General features: G+C 68.4%; 17 protein-coding genes and 2 pseudogenes. 7 read left to right on the forward strand and 12 right to left on the reverse strand.

Going from position 1 to position 19,638, the window contains the following annotated elements:
* Nucleotides 1–8 precede the first annotated feature (8 nt).
* The 8 genes from AC1PMG_RS12950 to AC1PMG_RS12985 form a co-directional block, all read right to left on the reverse strand.
* On the reverse strand, nucleotides 9–1,253 hold the full coding sequence (locus AC1PMG_RS12950) for a lipoprotein-releasing ABC transporter permease subunit (RefSeq protein ID WP_152182027.1): 1,245 nt from the start codon (nucleotides 1,251–1,253) through the stop codon (nucleotides 9–11).
* A 23-nt stretch (nucleotides 1,254–1,276) separates the two neighbouring features.
* Nucleotides 1,277–1,729, reverse strand: coding sequence for a hypothetical protein (locus tag AC1PMG_RS12955; RefSeq protein WP_481109152.1), 453 nt, complete (start codon nucleotides 1,727–1,729; stop codon nucleotides 1,277–1,279).
* Nucleotides 1,680–1,928 (reverse strand): FAD assembly factor SdhE, encoded by a 249-nt coding sequence (locus tag AC1PMG_RS12960; RefSeq protein WP_017912578.1) that lies wholly within the window; start codon nucleotides 1,926–1,928, stop codon nucleotides 1,680–1,682. The genes AC1PMG_RS12955 and AC1PMG_RS12960 overlap by 50 nt, the downstream gene beginning before the upstream one ends.
* Nucleotides 1,929–2,055: 127 nt before the next feature.
* Nucleotides 2,056–2,838: a succinate dehydrogenase iron-sulfur subunit gene (locus AC1PMG_RS12965; RefSeq protein WP_017908442.1), complete on the reverse strand. Its 783-nt coding sequence runs from the start codon at nucleotides 2,836–2,838 to the stop codon at nucleotides 2,056–2,058.
* Between the two features lie 103 nt (nucleotides 2,839–2,941).
* Nucleotides 2,942–4,732: a succinate dehydrogenase flavoprotein subunit gene (gene sdhA, locus AC1PMG_RS12970; protein WP_010342654.1), complete on the reverse strand. Its 1,791-nt coding sequence runs from the start codon at nucleotides 4,730–4,732 to the stop codon at nucleotides 2,942–2,944.
* A 33-nt stretch (nucleotides 4,733–4,765) separates the two neighbouring features.
* Nucleotides 4,766–5,152, reverse strand: a complete 387-nt coding sequence (gene sdhD, locus AC1PMG_RS12975; RefSeq protein ID WP_010342655.1) for a succinate dehydrogenase, hydrophobic membrane anchor protein — start codon at nucleotides 5,150–5,152, stop codon at nucleotides 4,766–4,768.
* Nucleotides 5,149–5,541 carry a succinate dehydrogenase, cytochrome b556 subunit gene (gene sdhC, locus AC1PMG_RS12980; protein ID WP_017912577.1) on the reverse strand — a complete coding sequence of 131 codons (393 nt, stop codon included), beginning with the start codon at nucleotides 5,539–5,541 and terminating at the stop codon, nucleotides 5,149–5,151. Before sdhC ends, sdhD begins: the two co-directional genes overlap by 4 nt.
* A gap of 60 nt (nucleotides 5,542–5,601) precedes the next feature.
* On the reverse strand, nucleotides 5,602–5,910 hold the full coding sequence (locus AC1PMG_RS12985) for a DUF1674 domain-containing protein (protein ID WP_318526716.1): 309 nt from the start codon (nucleotides 5,908–5,910) through the stop codon (nucleotides 5,602–5,604).
* Between AC1PMG_RS12985 and ygfZ the strand changes: the two genes are divergently transcribed.
* Complete coding sequence (gene ygfZ / locus AC1PMG_RS12990; protein ID WP_481109153.1) at nucleotides 5,812–6,684, forward strand: CAF17-like 4Fe-4S cluster assembly/insertion protein YgfZ; 873 nt, start codon at nucleotides 5,812–5,814, stop codon at nucleotides 6,682–6,684. The two genes, AC1PMG_RS12985 and ygfZ, sit on opposite strands and share 99 nt — an antisense overlap.
* 29 nt (nucleotides 6,685–6,713) lie before the next feature.
* On the opposite strand, the gene AC1PMG_RS12995 is transcribed toward ygfZ, so the two are convergent.
* On the reverse strand, nucleotides 6,714–7,826 hold the full coding sequence (locus AC1PMG_RS12995) for an ABC transporter ATP-binding protein (RefSeq protein WP_481109154.1): 1,113 nt from the start codon (nucleotides 7,824–7,826) through the stop codon (nucleotides 6,714–6,716).
* Between the two features lie 414 nt (nucleotides 7,827–8,240).
* Here AC1PMG_RS12995 and zwf point away from each other — a divergent pair, with 414 nt between their 5' ends.
* The 5 genes from zwf to AC1PMG_RS13020 all read left to right on the forward strand — a co-directional run bounded on the left by zwf (nucleotide 8,241) and on the right by AC1PMG_RS13020 (nucleotide 14,209).
* Complete coding sequence (gene zwf / locus AC1PMG_RS13000) at nucleotides 8,241–9,704, forward strand: glucose-6-phosphate dehydrogenase (protein ID WP_481109155.1); 1,464 nt, start codon at nucleotides 8,241–8,243, stop codon at nucleotides 9,702–9,704.
* Entirely contained in the window at nucleotides 9,701–10,708 is a 1,008-nt protein-coding gene (gene glk / locus AC1PMG_RS13005) for a glucokinase (protein ID WP_017917730.1), read from the forward strand. Before zwf ends, glk begins: the two co-directional genes overlap by 4 nt.
* Nucleotides 10,705–11,424 (forward strand): 6-phosphogluconolactonase, encoded by a 720-nt coding sequence (pgl, locus tag AC1PMG_RS13010; protein WP_481109156.1) that lies wholly within the window; start codon nucleotides 10,705–10,707, stop codon nucleotides 11,422–11,424. Before glk ends, pgl begins: the two co-directional genes overlap by 4 nt.
* 138 nt (nucleotides 11,425–11,562) lie before the next feature.
* Nucleotides 11,563–13,479, forward strand: a complete 1,917-nt coding sequence (gene edd, locus AC1PMG_RS13015; RefSeq protein WP_148828437.1) for a phosphogluconate dehydratase — start codon at nucleotides 11,563–11,565, stop codon at nucleotides 13,477–13,479.
* A 76-nt stretch (nucleotides 13,480–13,555) separates the two neighbouring features.
* The gene (locus AC1PMG_RS13020) at nucleotides 13,556–14,209 is read left to right on the forward strand and encodes a bifunctional 4-hydroxy-2-oxoglutarate aldolase/2-dehydro-3-deoxy-phosphogluconate aldolase (protein ID WP_153752562.1); all 654 of its coding nucleotides are present in this window, start codon (nucleotides 13,556–13,558) and stop codon (nucleotides 14,207–14,209) included.
* A 398-nt stretch (nucleotides 14,210–14,607) separates the two neighbouring features.
* Here the strand turns inward: AC1PMG_RS13020 and AC1PMG_RS13025 are convergent.
* Both AC1PMG_RS13025 and AC1PMG_RS13030 read right to left on the reverse strand, forming a co-directional pair.
* Nucleotides 14,608–14,748: pseudogene (locus tag AC1PMG_RS13025) on the reverse strand (integrase core domain-containing protein); the annotation flags it as partial.
* Between the two features lie 243 nt (nucleotides 14,749–14,991).
* On the reverse strand, nucleotides 14,992–15,510 hold the full coding sequence (locus AC1PMG_RS13030) for a hypothetical protein (protein ID WP_481109157.1): 519 nt from the start codon (nucleotides 15,508–15,510) through the stop codon (nucleotides 14,992–14,994).
* Nucleotides 15,511–15,592: 82 nt separating this feature from the next.
* On the opposite strand from AC1PMG_RS13030, the pseudogene AC1PMG_RS13035 reads away from it, so the two are divergent.
* Nucleotides 15,593–15,935 (forward strand): annotated as a pseudogene (locus AC1PMG_RS13035) (integrase core domain-containing protein); the annotation flags it as partial.
* Between the two features lie 174 nt (nucleotides 15,936–16,109).
* Here the strand turns inward: AC1PMG_RS13035 and AC1PMG_RS13040 are convergent.
* Entirely contained in the window at nucleotides 16,110–19,226 is a 3,117-nt protein-coding gene (locus tag AC1PMG_RS13040) for a discoidin domain-containing protein (protein ID WP_481111669.1), read from the reverse strand.
* Nucleotides 19,227–19,638: the final 412 nt, after the last annotated feature.

Raw genomic sequence — 19,638 nt, forward strand, 5'->3', positions numbered from 1 at the left:
CCCGGTCCTCATTCATAGCGCAGCGCCTCCGCCGGCTGCGTGCGCGCCGCGCGCCAGGCCGGGTACAGCGTGGCCAGGAAGCTCATCAGCAAGGCGACGATGGTGATCACCATGACGTCGTGCGGCTGCATGTCGGTGGGCAGGCCGGTGATGTAGTAGACGTCCTCCGGCAGCAGCTTGATGTTGAACACCGCCTCGATGCCGGCCAGGATCCGCTCCAGGTTGAGCGTCAGCACGATGCCGCCGATCACGCCGGCGACGGTGCCGATCACGCCGATCAGCGTGCCCTGCACCATGAACACCTGCATCACTCCGCCCGGGCTCAGCCCCAGCGTGCGCAGGATGGCGATGTCGGCCTGCTTGTCGGTCACCAGCATCACCTGCGAGGACACCAGGTTGAACGCGCCCATCGCGATGATCAGCGACAGCAGGATGCCCATCACCGTCTTTTCCATCTTCAGCGACTGGTACAGGTTGGCGTTCTCGCGGGTCCAGTCGCTGACCATGTACGGGCCGTGCAGGTTCAGCGCCAGGTCGCGCGCCACGTTCCAGGCCTGATCCATGTCGTACAGCTTCAGGCGCACGCCGGTGACGCCGTCGCCCATGCGCAGCACCCGCTGCAGGTCCGGCATGCTGGTCACCGCCAGGCCGCGGTCGATCTCGTTGTAGCCGGCCTCGAAGATGCCGCTGACGGTGAAGCGCTTGTAGCGCGGCACCATGCCCATCGGGCTGGCCTGCGGCTCGCCCAGCATCACCACGACCTTGTCGCCGACGCCTACGCCCAGCCACAGCGCCAGCTCCTGGCCGAGCAGGATGTTGTAGGAACCCGGGATCAGGCTGTCGACCGAGCCCTGCTTCATCTTCTGCGCCAGCACCGAGACCTTGGCCTCTTCCTTGGGCAGGATGCCGCGGACGATCGCCGGCTGGTTGCGCTGGCCGGTGAGCAGCGCCTCTTCCTCGACGTAGGGCGCGGCGCCGGCGACGCGCTTGTCGCGCATGGCCACGTCCACCGCGTGCTGCCAGTCCTCCATCGGCGCGCCCTGCGCACTGACCGTGGCGTGCGCGGCCATCTGCAGCAGGCGGTCGCGGATCTCCTTCTGGAAGCCGCTCATCACCGCCAGGGTGGTGATCAGCACGGTCACGCCCAGGGCGATGCCGAGGATCGAGGCCATGGAGATGAAGGAGATGAAATTGTTGCGGCGCTTGGCGCGCAGATAGCGCAGGCCGATGGCCACGGGTAAGGGTTTGAACATGCGCAGCCACCATCCAGGGAGCGCTATGGTGCCATTTGCGGCGGCGCAGACGAAGCGGCATGGGCGGCAGCGGCCAGACGCAGTTCACGTCGTGCCGCCGGCGGCAGCGTGTCCGGCCACCATGCCAGGCGCTGCGTGCGCCCCTGCGCGTCGCGCCAGCGCACGAACGCCAGCGGTCCGCGCCAGGCGACCTGCAGCTCGGTCACTGCGGTGCCGTCGACGCTGGGCGCACCGGCGCCAGCGGGAACCAGCAGCGTGCGCGGCGCCCGCCTGGCCTCACGGCGCAGCAGCCACGCCGCGTACAGCAGCACCAGCGCGGCCGCCGGCCAGGCCAGGTGCGGCGGCAGGTCGGAGCCGAGCAGCGACAGCGGCGCCAGCACGCCGAGCAGGGTCAGCGCGGCCAGCAGCCAGCGCGAGGGGCGCCAGTCAAGCCGGCATGGCGCGGATGGAGGCGATGAGATCGGCGGCGCGTGCATCGGGACAGGCCTCGTAGCCCATGAACCAGCGCCACAACTTATCGTCCTCGCAATCGAGCAGGTATAGGAAAACCCCGCGCTCGTCCTCGGAAGCCTCCCCCCAACGCCGGTCCAGGTAGCGGCCGAACAGCTGGTCCAGTTCGCGCATGCCGCGCCGGCAGCGCCAGCGCAGCTTCTTCAGTTCGGTGCTCTCGTCCATCGCATGCGCCCTTGCCTGGAGGCGGCGCCGCACGGCAGCCGCCGAAAACGAACGCGGCACCGAACCCGAAAGCCGGTGCCGCGCGGTAGGCGGGCAGGCCCGCCGTATGGAACGTGTGCCGCTGCGATCAGGCGCGACGCGCCATCATCAGCTTCTTGATCTCGGCGATCGCCAGCGCCGGGTTCAGGCCCTTCGGGCAGGTCCGCGCGCAGTTCATGATGGTGTGGCAGCGGTACAGCTTGAATGGATCTTCCAGATCGTCCAGGCGCGCACCGGTGTCCTCGTCGCGCGAGTCGATGATCCAGCGGTAGGCCTGCAGCAGGATCGCCGGACCCAGGTAACGCTCACCGTTCCACCAGTAGCTCGGGCAGCTGGTCGAGCAGCACGCGCACAGGATGCACTCGTACAGGCCGTCGAGCTTCTTGCGGTCTTCCGGCGACTGCAGCCGCTCGCGATCCGGCGGCGGCGGGGTCTGGGTACGGATCCACGGCTTGATCGAGGCGTACTGCGCGTAGAAGTGGGTCAGGTCCGGCACCAGATCCTTGACCACGCTCATGTGCGGCAGCGGGTAGATCGGCACTTCCTTCTTGCCGCAGTCGCTGATCGCCTTGGTGCAGGCCAGCGTGTTGGTGCCGTCGATGTTCATCGCGCACGAGCCGCAGATGCCCTCGCGGCACGAGCGGCGGAAGGTCAGGGTCGGGTCGATCTCGTTCTTGATCTTGATCAGCGCGTCCAGAACCATCGGGCCGCACGCGTCCAGGTCCACCTCGTAGGTGTCGGTCCGCGGGTTGCTGTCGTCGTCCGGATTCCACCGGTAGACCTTGAAGGTCCGCACGTTCTTCGCGCCCTTGGCGGGAAAGTGCTTGCCCTTGCCGATCTTGGAATTCTTGGGGAGGGTGAACTCTGCCATGGCTTTTAAATCCGGGATTGGGGATTAGGGATTGGGGAGGCGTTGAGAGCAGGAAGCGAAGTGTTTCGAATCCCGAATCACCAATCCCCAATCCCGGCTTTGGTCAGTAAACGCGCGGCTTCGGCGGCACCACGTCCACGTCCTTGCTGAGCGTGTACATGTGCACCGGGCGATAGTCGAAGCTGCACTGGCCCTTGTCGTCGACGGTGACCAGCGTGTGCTTCTGCCAGTTGACGTCGTCGCGGTCGGGGAAATCCTCGTGGGCGTGCGCGCCGCGGCTTTCCTTGCGCTGTTCGGCCGAGTTGATCGTCGCCACCGCGTTGAGCAGCAGGTTGTTCAGCTCGTAGGTCTCGATCAGGTCGGAATTCCACACCAGCGAGCGGTCGGACACCTTGACGTCCTCGAAGCTGGCGAAGATGTCGGCCATCTTGTCCACGCCTTCCTTCAGCGTCTTGCTGGTGCGGAACACCGCCGCGTCGGACTGCATGGTGCGCTGCATCTTGTCGCGGATCACCGAGGTCGGGGTGCTGCCGTTGGCGTTGCGCAGCTTGTCCAGCAGCCCCAGCGCCTTGTCGCAGGCGTCGCCCGGCAGGCCCTTGTGCGGGGCGCCGGTCTTGATCGTCTCGGCGCAGCGGTTGGCCACCGCGCGGCCGAACACCACCAGGTCGAGCAGCGAGTTGGAGCCCAGGCGGTTGGCGCCGTGCACCGACACGCAGGCAGCCTCGCCGATGGCGTACAGACCCGGCACCACCGCATCGGGGTTGTCGCCGTCCTTGCGCACCACTTCGCCGTGGTAGTTGGTCGGGATGCCGCCCATGTTGTAGTGCACGGTCGGGATCACCGGGATCGGCTGCTTGTGCACGTCGACGCCGGCGAAGATGCGCGCGCTCTCGGCGATGCCGGGCAGCTTGTCGTCGATCACGCCCGGGCCGAGGTGGGTCAGGTCGAGCAGGATGTGGTCCTTGTGCTCACCGACGCCGCGGCCTTCGCGGATCTCGATGGTCATCGACCGCGACACCACGTCGCGCGAGGCCAGATCCTTGTAGTGCGGCGCGTAGCGCTCCATGAAGCGCTCGCCGCTGCTGTTGCGCAGGATGCCGCCTTCGCCGCGCACGCCTTCGGTGATCAGGCAGCCGGCGCCGTAGATGCCGGTCGGGTGGAACTGCACGAACTCCATGTCCTGCATCGGCAGGCCGGCGCGCATCACCAGGCCGCCGCCGTCGCCGGTGCAGGTGTGCGCCGAGGTGGCGCTGAAGTAGGCGCGGCCGTAGCCGCCGGTGGCCAGCACCACGCCGTGGGCGCGGAACAGGTGCAGCGAGCCTTCGGCCATGTCCAGGGCGAGCACGCCGCGGCAGGCGCCTTCCTCGTCGAAGATCAGGTCGAGCGCAAAGTACTCGATCATGAAGCGCGCGTTGTGCGCCAGCGACTGCTGGTACAGCGTGTGCAGCATGGCGTGGCCGGTGCGGTCGGCGGCGGCGCAGGTGCGCTGCGCGGACGGGCCTTCGCCATACTTGGTGGTCATGCCGCCGAACGGACGCTGGTAGATCTTGCCGTCCTCGGTGCGGCTGAACGGCACGCCGTAGTGCTCCAGCTCGATGATCGCGGGGATCGCCTCGCGGCACATGTACTCGATGGCGTCCTGGTCGCCCAACCAGTCCGAGCCCTTGATGGTGTCGTAGAAGTGGTAGCGCCAGTCGTCCTCGCCCATGTTGCCGAGCGCGGCGGAGATGCCGCCCTGCGCGGCCACGGTGTGCGAACGGGTCGGGAAGACCTTGGTCAGGCAGACCGTCTGCAGGCCCTTCTGGGCCAGGCCGAAGGTCGCGCGCAGGCCGGCGCCGCCGGCGCCGACCACGACCATGTCGTACTTGTGTTCGGTGATCTTGTAAGCGGACATCGAAATGTGGTTCCTAGAGGGGGCGCCGATGGATCAGGCGATGCCCAGCGCGATGCGCGCCACGGCGAAGATGCTGACGATGGCGCCGAGCACGGCGACGAAGCGCACGATGGTCTGCGCGGCCAGCGCCAGCAGCGAGGTGTGCACGTAGTCTTCCAGCACCACCTGCATGCCGAGCTGGGCGTGCCAGAACGCGGCGATCAGGAAGCCGACCAGCAGGATCGCGTTCCACGGCTTGGCCACGGCCTCGGTGGCGGCGACGTAGTCCGAACCGAGCAGGCTCAGCACGAAGATCAGGAACCAGATCGACAGCGGCACCAGCGCGGTGGCGGTCAGGCGCTGCAGCACGAAGTGCTCGGTGCCGGTCTTGGCCGCGCCCAGGCCGCGGACGTTCTTCAACGGGGTGCGATAGCGGCTCATGCGGTGGCTCCCAGCAGCACGTAGGCCCACACGGCGGCGGTCAGCACGAAGCTGAGCACGACCGACAGCCAGCCGATGGTGACGAAGGCGCGGACGGCGTAGCCCTGGCCGAAATCCTGCAGGATGTGGCGCAGGCCGCCGAACAGGTGGAAGGCGAAGCACCAGGTCCAGCCGAACAGGAACACCTGGCCGTACCAGGCGCCGGCGATGTCGCGGAAGCAGTTCCAGGAGGCGGGGCCGAGCATCAGCGCCAACAGGCCGGCGGCGATGATCAGGGCACCGATCGACAGCACGATGCCGGTGGCTCGATTCAGGATCGAGGTCACCATCTGGATCTGCCAGCGATAGACCTGCAGATGCGGGGAAAGGGGACGTTCGCGCGTAGCCATTCGCTGGGCTCGTTGTCTCGGCTGGGCGGCGTGCTTAAGGCCGCGTTGGCTCAAAGCTGCTCAAAAATCGATGCAGCGTCCGTTTTTCTCCCAGTCGCCGTAGCGCGTCGGCTCGAGGCCGCCGCGCCCGCCGATCTCCCGCGGCGCAGGCTCGGTCTGCGGAGGGGTGTCCTCGGCGGGCCGCTGCGTTTCGGGATCGGACTCGGGTGTGGGGGTTGGTTGGCCTATCATGCGGGTCTCACAACTCGTCAATTTTAGTCCTCCCCTCTCGTGCCTGACAACCTGAATCTGGAATCCGGCGGTTTTTCCGCCCTGCCACACCTGCAATACGTCGCATTGCGCGGTCCGGATGCAGCGGCCTTCGCGCATGCGCAGTTCGCCAACGACGTGCAGGCGCTGGCCGTGGGCCAGTGGCAGTGGAACGCCTGGCTCACCGCCAAGGGCCGGGTGATCGCGGTGTTCGCGCTGCTGCGCCAGGCCGACGACGCCTTGCTGATGCTGCTGCCCGACGGCGGCGCCGAGGACCTGGCGACCGCACTGGGCCGCTTCGTGTTCCGGCGCAAGCTGCGCCTCACCGTCGAGGACGCGCTGCATGCAGTCGGTCGGATGAGCCTACCGGAGCAGGCCCGGGGCGCGATGTCGGCGCACGATGAGGCCGGTGTGATCGAGCTGGACATGGGCGGCGACGGCCTGCCGCGCACGCTGCGCCTGGTGCCCGCGCCGCAAGCGGATGCACCGGCGCCCGATCCGGCGCTGACGGCGGCCTGGCGCGCGGCCGACCTGCGCCTGGGCCTGGCCCGGCTTGCGCCGAGCCAGCGCGAACAGTGGACGCCACAGCAATTGGGCCTGGACCGGCTGCACGCCTTCAGCGTCAAGAAAGGCTGCTATCCCGGCCAGGAAATCGTCGCCCGCACCCACTTCCTGGGCAAGGCCAAGCGCGCGGTGCAGTTGCTGGAGGTGGATGAAACCGCTGGGATCGACGCGCCGGTGCTGCGCGATGGCCAGCCGTTCGGCAGCGTGGTCAGCGTCGCCGACAGCCTGGCATTGGCGGTGCTGCCGCTGGACGAGACACCGCCGACGGGGCTGGACGTCGACGGCCACCCCGCACGTTGGCAGCCCCTGATCGACGGCCTGGCGCGCTGAGCGCGCCGGCGCTTTCGCTGTCGCTTTTGCTATTCCCGATTCCCGATTCCCGACTCCCGCGCCTCCAGGCGCCCCCCACTCTCGCCATCGAAGAAGTGCAGCGCATCGCCGCGCACTGCCACCCGCAGGCGCTCGCCCAGGCCCGGCAGCGCGCGCGGCGCCACCCGCATCACCAGCGGCTGCGCGCCGTGACTGAGATTGACGAAGATCTCGTTGCCGACCGGCTCGATCACCTCGATGGTCGCTTCGAAGCCACCCTGCGCCTCGTCGCTTGGCTGCAGATGCTCCGGCCGCACGCCGATCGCCAGCTCCCGGCCCAGCCACTGCGGCACGATCTGCGCACCCGGCAGCGGCACCCGCCCGCCGTCCTGCAACTGCAGCTGCAGGCCGCCCTCTTCCACCAGCCGCCCGCGCAGCACGTTCATCGCCGGGCTGCCGAGGAAACCGGCCACGAACAGGTTGGCCGGGCGGTCGTACAGCGCCATCGGCGTGTCGATCTGCTGGATCACCCCATCCTTGAGCACGACGATGCGCTGGCCCAGGGTCATCGCCTCGACCTGGTCGTGGGTGACGTAGATCATGGTGGTGCCGAGCTTGCGGTGCAGCTGCGCGATCTCGGTGCGCACCGAATGGCGCAGCTTGGCGTCCAGGTTGGACAGCGGCTCGTCGAGCAGGAACACCGCCGGCTCGCGCACCAGCGCGCGGCCCAGCGCCACGCGCTGGCGCTGGCCGCCGGACATGGCGCGCGGCAGCTTGTCCAGCATCGGGGTCAGGCCCAGGGTGTCGGCCGCGGCGGCCACGCGCTGGCGGATGACCTCCTTGCTCTCGCCGCGCAGCTTGAGCCCGAACGCCAGGTTCTCGGCCACGGTCATGTGCGGGTACAGCGCATAGCTCTGGAACACCATGGCGATGTCGCGGTCCTTCGGCGCCACGTCGTTGACCACGCGCTCGCCGATGCGCAGCTCGCCGCCGCTGATCTCTTCCAGGCCGGCGATCATCCGCAGCAGCGTGGACTTGCCGCACCCCGACGGCCCGACCAGCACCATCAGTTCGCCGTCGGCCACTTCGAAGCTGGCCCCGTGCACGGCTACCTGGCCGTTGTCGTAGACCTTGCGGATGTTGTCCAGTTGTACTTTCGCCATGTATCCGGTTTCCGGCAGGAGTTAACGGGCTGCCGCCGGTCCCTCCCGAGGGCAGTGCATACGAATGCGGGTCGCATCATGCCCGCGCGCAGGCAACAATGGATCGCGATGCGGTATTCTGCCATGTAACCGTTTTCACGGGGCAACATCGAGCCTGGGAGGGCACGCAATGCGATCCGCCAGCCGCCGATCCGGCGCGCCATCGTCATCATGCCGGATGACAGCCGGCCTGCAGCATGAGGCATTGGAGAGGTATGCTCAGAGGTCTGGCAGTCGTATTCATCTCCTGGATCGTGCGTCCCCGCCTGGCGGCCGTCCCGCGTCACGCCCTCGCCCGAACCGGCCGGATACAGGCCGTTCCCGCCGTTCGCTTTCCCACGCCACGTCACTCCTAGCCCCCAGGTGATCGACACCATGTCACCCGAAACCGAAACCCGGTCGATGCACGATACCTTCCTGTTGTTCGGCGCCACCGGCGATCTGGCCCAGCGCTATCTGTTCCCCTCGCTGCTGCGCATGCTCGACGACGGCTTCCTGCCGGAGGACTTCCGCATCCGCGCGCTGGCGCTGTCGCCGCACGACACCGCCAAGTTCCACGAGATCCTCAAGCCGCGCCTGCAGGCGGCGATGCCGCAGATCGGCGAATCGATCGTGCAGGCGCTGCTGGCGCGCATCGACTACCGCTCGGTGGACCTGCGCGACGCCGAATCGGTCGCCGCCGCGGTGCGCGACCTGACCGCGCGCCGTTGCGTGAGCTACCTGGCGATCCCGCCGGGGCTGTACATCAGCACCTGCCAGGGCCTGGCCCTGGGCGGGGCGCTGGCCGCGCCGCACCGGCTGATGCTGGAGAAGCCGATCGGCCACGATTCGGACAGCGCCCGCGAGATCGTGCAGGCGATCGGCGCGCTGATCGACGAGGACCGCGTGTTCCGCCTGGACCACTATCTGGGCAAGGCCGCGGTGCAGAACCTGATCGCGCTGCGCTTCGGCAACACCCTGCTGGAAGCGGTGTGGAACCGCAACTACATCGAGTCGGTGGACATCCTGGTCGCCGAGAGCGAGGGCGTGGACGGCCGCGACGCCTACTACGCGCGTTCCGGCGCACTGCGCGACATGGTGCAGAGCCATATCCTGCAGCTGCTGTGCCTGGTGGCGATGGAGCCGCCGGCGTCGCTGGAAGCCGACCGCATCCGCGACGAGAAGGTCAAGGTGCTGCGCGCGCTGCGTCCGCTGAGCGCCGAGCATGCCGCCCGCGACAGCGTGCGCGGGCGCTACACCGCCGGCACCATCAACGGCCAGCCGGCGCAGGCCTACCAGCCGCCGGAAGGCAGCGACGTGGAAACCTTCGCCGCGGTCACCGCCTACATCGACAACTGGCGCTGGGCCGGCGTGCCGTTCCGCCTGTGCACCGGCAAGCGCCTGGCCGAGCGCTCCACCCGCGTGGTGGTCACGCTCAAGCCGGTCACCCATTGGCTGTTCGAGCGCCCGGCCGCGCAGCAGGTGGCGCCGAACCGGCTGACCTTCCAGCTGCAGCCGCAGGAGAACATCGAACTGGGGCTGATGAGCAGCCTGGCCGGCCCGGAATGGGGCGCGCTGGAACTGCAGCCGCTGGAACTGGAACTGTCGGTGCCCACCGGCCTGCACCGCCGCATCGCCTACGAGCGGCTGATGCTCGACGCGCTCAACGGCAACCACGCGCTGTTCGTGCGCGACGACGAAGTCCGCGCCGCCTGGGCCTGGATCGACAGCGTCAGCGCCGCCTGGGCGCAGGCGCGCCTGCCGCTGCTGCCCTACCCGGCCGGCAGTTGGGGCCCGCAGGAAGCGCAGGCCTACGTGTCCTGCGACCAGACCGGCGCCGCGCCGAAGGTCGCGCAATGAGCGCGCCGCAGCGCCCGGTGCTGGTCGCCGACATCGGCGGCACCAATGCCCGTTTCGCCCTCGCCGATCTCGACGCCTCGGTGCCGCTGCTCGACGACAGCACCCAGACCTACGCGGTGGTGGAATTCCCGTCGCTGGGCGACGCTGCCCGCCACTACCTGGAACAGACCGGGGTGGACGCGCGCAGCGGCACCTTCGCCGTCGCCGGCCGCGTCGACGGCGACGAGGCGCGCATCACCAACCATCCGTGGGTGATCTCGCGGGCGCGCACCCGCGCCATGCTCGGCTTCGACGAACTGCACCTGATCAACGACTTCGCCGCGCAGGCGATGGCGATCAGCCTGCTGCGGCCGCAGGACGTGGTCCAGGTCGGCGGCGCCAGCTGGACCCCGTCGCCGGTCGAGGTGCCGCGCAACTACGGCGTGATCGGCCCCGGCACCGGCCTGGGCGTGGGCGGCCTGCTGATGCGCGGCGGGCGCTGCTTTCCGCTGGAGACCGAGGGCGGCCACGTCAGCTTCCCGCCGGGCACGCCGGAGGAGATCCGCATCCTGGAGCTGCTGTCGCAGCAGTTCGGCCGCGTATCCAACGAGCGCCTGATCTGCGGCCCCGGCCTGGTCAACATCCACCGTGCGCTCAGCGAGATCGCCGGCGACGACCCGGGCCCGCTGCAGCCGGAAGACATCACCGCACGCGCCGCGCAGGGCGACTACCGGGCGATGCGCACGGTAGACGTGTTCTGCGCCGTGTTCGGCGCCATCGCCGGCGACCTGGTGCTGATGCAGGGCGCCTGGGACGGCGTGTTCCTGACCGGTGGGCTGGTGCCGAAGATGCTCGACGCGATCCAGCATTCCGGGTTCCGCCAGCGCTTCGAGCACAAGGGCCGGTTTTCGTCGATCATGGCGCGGGTGCCGTCGCTGGCGGTGATCCATCCCCGTCCCGGCCTGCTCGGCGCCGCCGCCTACGCGGTGGACGCCGCGCGGCAATCCCCAGGAGCCATTGCATGAGCCCCACGCTGTCCGACCGCATCACGCTGATCCGCTACGACGATCCGGACGAATGGATCGACGCGGCGGCGGCCGAGATCGGCACCGCGCTGCGCGAGGAGATCCAGCGCCGCGGCGGCGCGCGCCTGCTGCTGTCCGGCGGCACCACCCCGGCGCCGGTGTACCAGGCGCTGGCCGAGCTGCCGCTGGACTGGTCGAAACTGGAGGTCGGCTTGGTCGACGAGCGCTGGCTGTCGCCGCAGGACAGCGACAGCAACGCCTATCTGGTCCGGCACAGCCTGCTGGATCGGACCGAGGACGCGCGGTTCGAGCCGCTGGTGCGGGTCGGCAAGCCGCTGCAGGACTGCGTGCACGCCGCCAACCTGCATGCGCAGCATGCCCCGGCCGCGTGCATGGCGGTGCTGGGCATGGGCGGCGACGGCCACACCGCCTCGCTGTTCCCCGGCGCCACCGACCTCAACAAGGCGCTGACCAACCCGCTGCCCTACGCCGCGCTCGACGCCACCGGCTGCCCCGGCGCCAACACCTGGCCGCTGCGCATCACCCTGACCCCGGCCGGCCTGGCGCCGATCGGCCAGCGCATGCTGCTGTTGCGCGGCAAGCAGAAACTGGAGGTGCTGGAGCGCGCGCTGGCCGGCACCGATCCGCACGAGTACCCGATCCGCGTCGCCTTCGATACGCCTGGTGCGCGCCTGCGCGTGCATTGGTGCGAGTGATGCCGGGAGTGGGGATTGGGGATTAGGGATTCGCCATGCTTGCGCGCTGATACGTTCCCGCTCTTCCGATTCCCGCTTCCCGCTCTTCCGGTTCTCCATTCCCGTTTCCCGATTCCCCCTTCATAGCCATTTCCGCCAATGAGCCTGCATCCGACCCTCCACGCGATCACCGAACGCATCCGCCAGCGCAGTGCGCCGTCGCGGCGCGCCTACCTGGCCGGCATCGACGCCGCGCTGCGCGACGGTCCATTCCGCAGCCGCCTGAGCTGCGGCAACCTCGCCCACGGCTTCGCCGCCTGCGGTCCCACCGACAAGAGCCGGCTGGAAGGCGGGATCACCCCCAACCTCGGCATCATCACCGCGTACAACGACATGCTCTCGGCGCACCAGCCGTTCGAGCACTACCCGGAGATCATCCGCAGCACCGCGCGCGCGCTCGGCGCCACCGCGCAGGTCGCCGGCGGCGTGCCGGCGATGTGCGACGGCGTGACCCAGGGCCGGCCGGGCATGGAGCTGTCGCTGTTCTCGCGCGACGTGATCGCCCAGGCTACCGCCATCGGCCTCAGCCACGACATGTTCGACACCAGCCTGTACCTGGGCGTGTGCGACAAGATCGTGCCGGGCCTGCTGATCGGCGCGCTGGCCTTCGGCCACCTGCCGGCGGTGTTCGTGCCGGCCGGGCCGATGACTCCGGGCATCCCCAACAAGCAGAAGGCCGAGGTGCGCGAGCGCTACGCCGCCGGCCAGGCCACCCGCGAGGAGCTGCTGGCCGCCGAATCGGCGTCCTACCACGCCCCCGGCACCTGCACCTTCTATGGCACCGCCAACTCCAACCAGGTGCTGCTGGAAGCGATGGGCGTGCAGTTGCCCGGCGCCTCCTTCGTCAACCCCGGCACCCCGCTGCGCGAGGCGCTGACCCAGCAGGCGACCGAGCGCGCGCTGCGCATCACCGCCCTGGGCAGCGACTTCCGCCCGCTGGGCCGCTTGATCGACGAGCGCGCCATCGTCAACGCCGTGGTCGCGCTGATGGCCACCGGCGGCTCCACCAACCACACCATCCACTGGCTGGCGGTGGCGCGCGCGGCCGGCATCGTGCTGACCTGGGACGACCTGGACGCGCTGTCGCAGCTGGTGCCGCTGCTGGCGCGGGTGTATCCGAACGGCGAGGCCGACGTGAACCACTTCGCCGCCGCCGGCGGCATCGGCTTCGTGTTCCGCGAACTGATGGACGCCGGGCTGATGCACGACGACCTGGCCACCATCGTGCCGGGCGGCATGCGCGCCTACGGCGACGAGCCCTGCGTGCAGGACGGCAAGCTGGCCTACGTGCCGAGCCCGGCCAAGAGCGCCGACGAGGCGGTGGTTCGTCCGGCGTCCAACCCGTTCGAGGCACAGGGCGGCCTGCGCCTGCTGCGCGGCAACCTCGGCCGCTCGCTGATCAAGCTGTCGGCGGTGAAGCCGCAGTTCCGCACCATCGAAGCGCCGGCTGTGGTCATCGACGCGCCGCAGGCGCTGAACAAGCTGCACGCCGCCGGCGCGCTGCCGCACGACTTCGTGGTGGTGCTGCGCTACCAGGGCCCGCAGGCCAACGGCATGCCGGAACTGCATTCGCTGGCGCCGCTGCTGGGCCTGCTGCAGAACCAGGGCCGGCGCGTGGCGCTGGTCACCGACGGGCGCCTGTCCGGTGCCTCCGGCAAGTTCCCCGCGGCCATCCACGTGACCCCGGAAGCGGCGCGCGGCGGCCCCCTGGCGCGCGTGCGCGAAGGCGACATCGTGCGCCTGGACGGCGAGGCCGGCACCCTGGAAGTGCTGGTGGACGCCGCCGAGTGGGCGGCGCGGCCGCTGGCGCCGAACACCGCGCCGGCCGCGCACGACCTGGGCCGCAACCTGTTCGGGCTCAACCGCCGCATGGTCGGCCCCGCCGACCAGGGCGCGCTGTCGATCTCCTGCGGCCCGCCGGCCGCCGACGGCGACCTGTGGAACTACGACGCCGAGTACGACCTGGGCCGCGACGCCGAGGCCGCCGCCGCGCCGCACGAAGCCAAGGACGCCTGACCGGCGCCGCCGTTCGCCCTCCCCCGCCCTGGCCGTGCGCGGCCGGGGCCTCGCCCCCTTCGCAACCGAGACGCCCATGACCATCGCCGAACACCAGACCAAGGCCGAACAGCTGCTGCGCGCGGCCGGCATCCTGCCCGTCGTCACCGTCCACACCCTGGAAGAAGCGCGCCGCGTGTCGGCCGCGCTGCTGGAAGGCGGCCTGCCGGCGATCGAACTGACCCTGCGCACGCCGGTGGCGATGGAAGCGCTGGCGATGCTCAAGCGCGAACTGCCGGACATCGTGATCGGCGCCGGCACCGTGCTCAACGCCACCCAGCTGCAGCAGTCGATCGACGCCGGCGCCGACTTCATCGTCACCCCGGGCACCACCCCGACCCTGGCCGACGCCCTGGCGCAGGCGCCGCTGCCCGTGGTGCCGGGCGCGGCCACCCCCAGCGAACTGCTGGCGCTGATGGAGCGCGGCTTCCGCGTCTGCAAGCTGTTCCCCGCCTCCGCCGTCGGCGGCCTGGCGATGCTCAAGGGCCTGGCCGGCCCCCTGGCCGAGCTCAAGCTGTGCCCCACCGGCGGCATCGGCGAGAGCACCGCCGCCGAATACCTGGCCCAGCCCAACGTGGTCTGCATCGGCGGCTCGTGGATGGTGCCCAAGGACTGGCTGGCCGACGGCGCCTGGGACAAGGTGCGCGAGAGCTCGGCGAAGGCAGCCGCGATCGTGGCGGCGGCGCGGTAGCTGCGGCCGCGGTCGCGGCCGCCGGGATTGGGCATTGGGGATTGGGGATTCGCAAAAGCAAGCGCACCATCCCCCCGCCCCAAAAAAAACGCCGGCATGCCGGCGCTTTTTGTTTTGCTTTAGGATTCCTGCCCCGCCCCCCGCAATTCCCTGCCTTACGCCGAACGTCGTCTGTATCGTAGTTAGTGGATGGTGCACGAGAGCGCAGCGGAGGCGGCAGCACTCGCGATAACGCCGACCTGGATTTGGAATCGAGATTTGTAAAAGTTAAGTCCGCTCCCAACGCCTTCTACAAAAATGGCTATATCAAGCCGCAACGCCATAGCGGAGCTTGAACCCTTTTTCAGACAACAGGTCAACCGACACCGCGCCCCCCAACTTATCGTAGCGACTTTTGCCGCTAGCTGTTGAGCATAGGCGGCCGGCGTCAGGCCACCCAGTATCTTCTTTGATCGTGCCTCAATGTATTCCCGCCGCCAGGTCTCGATCTCGGTGCGGGCGTGCAGCAATGTCGGGAACCACTCCTCATTGATCTCTTCGGCGTGGCGCGACCCCTCGCGTAACAAGCAACGCAGCCACATCTGTACGCCCGTCGGTGTCGAAGATTCTCCTCCATGTTCAACGATTGGCTCATCGCAGAACGTCACTGGATGTCGGCGGTTCGCGCAAGAGACGGATCAAAAAGAGTGAAAATTGGGTCTCCATATCGGCGGAATGCGGCATATCCTTACCCCTCAAAATGATCCATCAACCAAACCACAAACCATCACCCATCGACACTATCACTCAGGCAGACGAGCGCCATGCGGTGCAAGCTTGACGAAACCGTCTTGATCCAACCCAATAATTTTGGATGTGAGCGTGTACTGATTGAGATAGATCTTAACCGGACGATCCTCAACGGTTGCCCATGTGCGAGCAACACCGTAGGCAACCGCGTCCTTTTCGCCATCGGTACGGAACTCAAGTCGATCGTGCCGGTAGTGCAAGCCAATCACTTCGGCGTCATCGCTTCCACCGCAAGCCATGATCAACTCACGCTCGGAACCACCGCTCAGAGACTTGAAGCCATGCAGCGCGAACGGCGGCAGTTCATCGAACCACTTGACGCGCCGTTGCTTGCGACTGAGAAGCACACGATCCGCAACTGCGTCCAATACCAGTCTCAACGCGGCAATATCTCTGCTTTGCTGACCGGAATGCTCGCGCAGTTCACGGATCACTCGATCCCTAGATGTCACAACGTTGAACAACACCGCGACCACAAGCACGAGAACCAAAATCTCCAAGAAATCAGTCATAGTGCCCCTCCGAAAGACCTCAGTCTAACGGCTTCATGAGCGAACACCACAGCTCCATCCGGCTATGATCGCGTCTGTGCAGGTGGCACGGGTGCTGGATCGGCTGGCAGTGAGTCGAGGCTTGCCGCAGGCGATAGGGACCGACAACGGTAAGGAATTTTGCGGCAAGGCAATGGTGGCATGGGTCCACGAGCGAGGTATGCAGCTGCGCCTGATCCAGCCAGGCAAGCCCAACCAGAACGCCTACATCGAAAGCTTAAACGGCCGTCTTCGCGACGAATGTCTCAATGAGCATTTGTTCCCGACATTGCTGCACTCTCGCACCGAGATTGAAACCAGGGTGGCGGGACTACAACGAGGAAAGACCGAAGAAGATCCTGGGTGTCCTGACGCCGGCCTCCTATGCTCAACAGATCGCGGCATAAGCCGTTACGATGAAACCTGGACTCTAAAGAGATCCGCTACTCAAGGCGGGGGGATTCCGCGGAGGCGCGTACAGCGAAGCGGCTAACTACAGTTAGCAAAAAAAGCGCCGGCATGCCGGCGCTTTTTTGCTTTTGCTGTTACGAATCCCGAATCCCAAATCCCGAATCCCGGCCTCACCGCACCTCGATCTGCACATCCGCCGGCAACGCGTGGATGCGCAGTTCGCCGTGCTCCCACTGCGCGGTTTCGCCGTTGACCAGGGTGCGACCCGGTTCGCCCGGGTACGGCCACGGCAGCACCAGGCCGCCACTGGGCATGCGCAGGCCATCGGGGATATTCAGCAGCAGGCGGTTCTTCTGTCGCCGCAACTGGTAGCTCAGCGGCCCTTGCGGGGTGCGCAGTTGCTCGATCGCCACGCCCTTGCCGTCGAACCAGTCGGCGGGGATGCCGGCGGCCAGGACCAGGCTGTCGTCGACGTCGCGGGCGTAGGCGAACATGTCCAGCACCGAGCGCACGAAGTCCGAGGCCACCCAGGCATGCGGCAGGTCGCCGAGGAAGAACGGCTTGCGCGGCGTGCGCGAGACCACTTCGGCCCACTGGTTCCACGCCTGCGGCGTGCGGTCCTTGAAGAAGAACTGGGTCGCCTCCCAGGCGCGCTCGCGCCAGCCCAGGCGCACGAACGCGGACACGTTGCGCCACTCGTACGGCGTGTAGTCCTTCCACTCGCGGGTGCCATCGCGCCGAGAGACGAATTCGCTCCAGTAGCGCTCGAAGGTGTTGTCGAGCAGCGCCTGGGGCAGCCGGCCCTGCTCGCCGCCCGGCGCCAGCGCGATGGTGGTCGAGGTCGGATCGAAATCGCCCAGTTCCGCCGAGCCCGGCAGGAAATTGATGTGGTGCTGCTGGGTGGCCGCGTCCAGCGAGGCGTACAGATCCTGGCGGAACTGGTCGCGCGAGGCGGCGAAGTGCGCAGCGTCGTCGATGCGGCCCAGTTCGGCAGCGATGCTCACCGCGTCCTTGTAGCCGCGCAACGCCCAGAAGTTGTCCCAGTACGAGTGCATCGGCTTGGCCGAATAGCCCTCGTGGCTGATCGACACCGGCATCATCCCGTAGAAGGCCGCGTTGCGCGCGCGGTTCTCGTCGGTGCGCTCGCTCAGCCGCAGCTGCTCCATGTAGGTATAGGCGCCGAGCACGTGCGGCCACATCTGCTCCAGGAAGGCGCGGTCGCCGCTGTAGCGGTAGTAGTCGGCGACGCTGTAGATCAGCTCGCCATGGCTGTCGTTCTCCGGCACCGGGTCGCTGCCGCGGTCGTCCACGCAGCACGGCACCATGCCGTTGGCGAACTGGTACGGCGCATACCACTCCACGTACTCGCGGACCACGTCGGCGCGGCCCAGGCGCAGCAGACCTTCGGAGATCATCGCGCCATCGCGGATCCAGCTGCGCGAGTACGAGCGCGTGCCCGGCTGCAGGCGCGGGCCGATCCGCGAGATCAGCATGTGCGCCAGCGCGGTGCGCAGGGTGTCGGTCACCGCCTTGCCCTGCGCAGGCACGTGCAGTTGCACGCGGTCCAGCTTCTCGTGCCACTGCGCGGCGACCTGCTGCTGCGCGCGCGCCGCATCGAAGCCCGCCGGCACGCCGGCGTTGCCGGTCTGCGGGATCACCAGCGCCACCTCGCGCACCTCGCCCGGGGCCAGGCGCCCGCGATACAGCAGCGCGCCGGAGGCCAGCCCATCGGGATCCTGCGCCTGCTGCGGCAGGCCGCTGGCGTCGGTACTCAGCCGTTCGACGTCCATGCCGGCGTCGAACGCGCTGGCGTAGGCGGCATCGGGCTTCTGCACCGCGAACACCCGCGGCTGGCCGTTGACCTGCACCTGCGTGCCGGCGAAGGCCAGCGAGCGGATCGGGCTGACCCCGCCGACCGTGTTGAGGAACTGGCTGGGCGGATTGACCTGGAACGGACGCACCGCCAGCGCCAGGGTGTAGTCGTGCGGCTGCTTGCTCGGGTTGCTGAGCCGGTAGCGCGCCACCAGTTGCGCCTGTTCCGGCTCGCCCTGCACGAACGCGGTCACGCGCAGCGCGGCGTTGTCGTGGGTCCAGTCCACGCTGGGAATCGGCAGGTAGTCGTCCTGCAGGCTCTGCGCCGACTTGACGTCGGCCCAGCTCAGGCGCTTGCCGTCCAGCAGCAGGAACGGCTCGATGCTGAAGCCGCCCTTGCCCACCTCGATCGCGCCATCCTCGCCGACCAGGCCCTGCTCGCGGCCGCCATCCAGGCCGACGATGGTCCAGTACGGCTGCTCGCCGCTGAAGCCGCGCGGGAACCAGCCGCGGGTCGATTGCGCCGCCACCGACTTGATGAAGTCGTTCTGGGTCGCGGCGAAGGCCAGCGGCTGCAGCATGATGTCGGCGATGCCGTAACGGAAGCTGGGGCCGTCCTGCAGGTCGAAGCGCACGTAGCGCGCCTCGGTTTCCGGCAGCGCCAGCCAGTCGGTGCCGCCGTTGCCGGCGGTCACGCTGCGCAACTCGCGCCAGCTGCGCCCGTCGGCCGAGCCCTGCACGGTGTAGCGCGAGGCATACACGCCCGGCGCCCACTGCACCTTGGCGCCGCCGAACTCGCGCACCTTGCCCAGGTCCAGCATCACCGTCTGGGTCTTGGCGTTGCCGCTGTACCAGACGGTGTCGGGCTTGCCGTCGGCGATGCGCTGCTCCAGCGCCGGCGCGGTATCGGTGTTGACCTTGACGGTCAGCGGCGAGGTGTCCTGCGGCGGCAACGGGGTCAGGGTCAGCTGATCGAAGCACACCGTGCCGGCGCCGCCGACCTGGTTGTAGATGGTGAACTCGATCTGTGCGCTGCGGGTCAGCTCCTTCTCCGGGCTCGGTCCCCAGGCCTTGTCGATCTGCCGCTTCTTGTAGGTGACCGTGCTCCACTGCGTGGGGAAGTCGTAGCGCGGCCGGTTGACCCACCAAACGTTGTCGCCGCTGGCGTCGACCAGCTTGAACTGCAGGTCGTTGCTCGGCGACTCGCCGCGCAGCTGGAACGCGAACTGGTAGTTGTCCGGGTAGTCGATCGGCACGCTGCGGCGGATCCCGGCGTAGCCGGACACGCCGTTGAAGTCGTAGTCCAGGCACAGCGCCTTGGCGCGGCCGCCGCTGGGCGCCTGCACCAGCCGGGTCGAGGCGGTGACCTGGTTGGAGACGACGATCTGCCACTTGTCCAGATCGTTGAAGCTGTCCAGCGTCACCGTGGAGGTCGGCGGCGCGGCGACGGCATGGGCGGCCGCCAGTCCCAGCATCGCCAGCATCGCGCGTGCGCCCGTCATCGCCATCCCGTCCCTCATCGCCTTCCCCGTCGCTGTCGTTTCGTTGCGTGTCTGCTTGTGTGTGTCTGTGCATGCCAGCGGGCATCGCACCCGTCGGGGCCCCACGGCATCGCGTTGCGTGCTGTCGCGGCTGAAGCCGCTCCTACACGTCAGGGTCTGGCCATCCATGGCCGGGCGTTCGGCACAACGCGCGCCAGTGGCGCTCGATGTTCCGCTTCACCGCTGCCATCCATGGCGTGACAATCCCACACCAGATCGTCCGGCCTGGCCATCCATGGCCAGGCGTTCGCGAACGCGCGCGCCAATGGCTCGCAAGCGCGTCGCCGCACTCGCCTCTTTCCCATGCCATCCCTGGCGCAACCGATCGGCTCCGGACGCCCCGGCC

This window comes from Xanthomonas sp. NCPPB 2250, from assembly GCF_056725265.1.

Excerpts from the sequence above, each read along its gene's own strand:
- sdhA (WP_010342654.1), bottom strand. The coding sequence starts at position 4,732 with ATGTCCGCTTACAAGATCACCGAACACAAGTACGACATGGTCGTGGTC.
- AC1PMG_RS12965 (WP_017908442.1), bottom strand. The coding sequence starts at position 2,838 with ATGGCAGAGTTCACCCTCCCCAAGAATTCCAAGATCGGCAAGGGCAAG.
- AC1PMG_RS12995 (WP_481109154.1), bottom strand. The coding sequence starts at position 7,826 with ATGGCGAAAGTACAACTGGACAACATCCGCAAGGTCTACGACAACGGC.
- AC1PMG_RS12955 (WP_481109152.1), bottom strand. The coding sequence starts at position 1,729 with ATGCACGCGCCGCCGATCTCATCGCCTCCATCCGCGCCATGCCGGCTT.
- AC1PMG_RS13030 (WP_481109157.1), bottom strand. The coding sequence starts at position 15,510 with ATGACTGATTTCTTGGAGATTTTGGTTCTCGTGCTTGTGGTCGCGGTG.
- AC1PMG_RS12985 (WP_318526716.1), bottom strand. The coding sequence starts at position 5,910 with ATGCGCGAAGGCCGCTGCATCCGGACCGCGCAATGCGACGTATTGCAG.
- AC1PMG_RS12950 (WP_152182027.1), bottom strand. The coding sequence starts at position 1,253 with ATGTTCAAACCCTTACCCGTGGCCATCGGCCTGCGCTATCTGCGCGCC.
- glk (WP_017917730.1), top strand. The coding sequence starts at position 9,701 with ATGAGCGCGCCGCAGCGCCCGGTGCTGGTCGCCGACATCGGCGGCACC.
- AC1PMG_RS13040 (WP_481111669.1), bottom strand. The coding sequence starts at position 19,226 with ATGCTGGGACTGGCGGCCGCCCATGCCGTCGCCGCGCCGCCGACCTCC.
- edd (WP_148828437.1), top strand. The coding sequence starts at position 11,563 with ATGAGCCTGCATCCGACCCTCCACGCGATCACCGAACGCATCCGCCAG.
- sdhD (WP_010342655.1), bottom strand. The coding sequence starts at position 5,152 with ATGAGCCGCTATCGCACCCCGTTGAAGAACGTCCGCGGCCTGGGCGCG.
- pgl (WP_481109156.1), top strand. The coding sequence starts at position 10,705 with ATGAGCCCCACGCTGTCCGACCGCATCACGCTGATCCGCTACGACGAT.
- zwf (WP_481109155.1), top strand. The coding sequence starts at position 8,241 with ATGTCACCCGAAACCGAAACCCGGTCGATGCACGATACCTTCCTGTTG.
- AC1PMG_RS12960 (WP_017912578.1), bottom strand. The coding sequence starts at position 1,928 with ATGGACGAGAGCACCGAACTGAAGAAGCTGCGCTGGCGCTGCCGGCGC.
- AC1PMG_RS13020 (WP_153752562.1), top strand. The coding sequence starts at position 13,556 with ATGACCATCGCCGAACACCAGACCAAGGCCGAACAGCTGCTGCGCGCG.
- sdhC (WP_017912577.1), bottom strand. The coding sequence starts at position 5,541 with ATGGCTACGCGCGAACGTCCCCTTTCCCCGCATCTGCAGGTCTATCGC.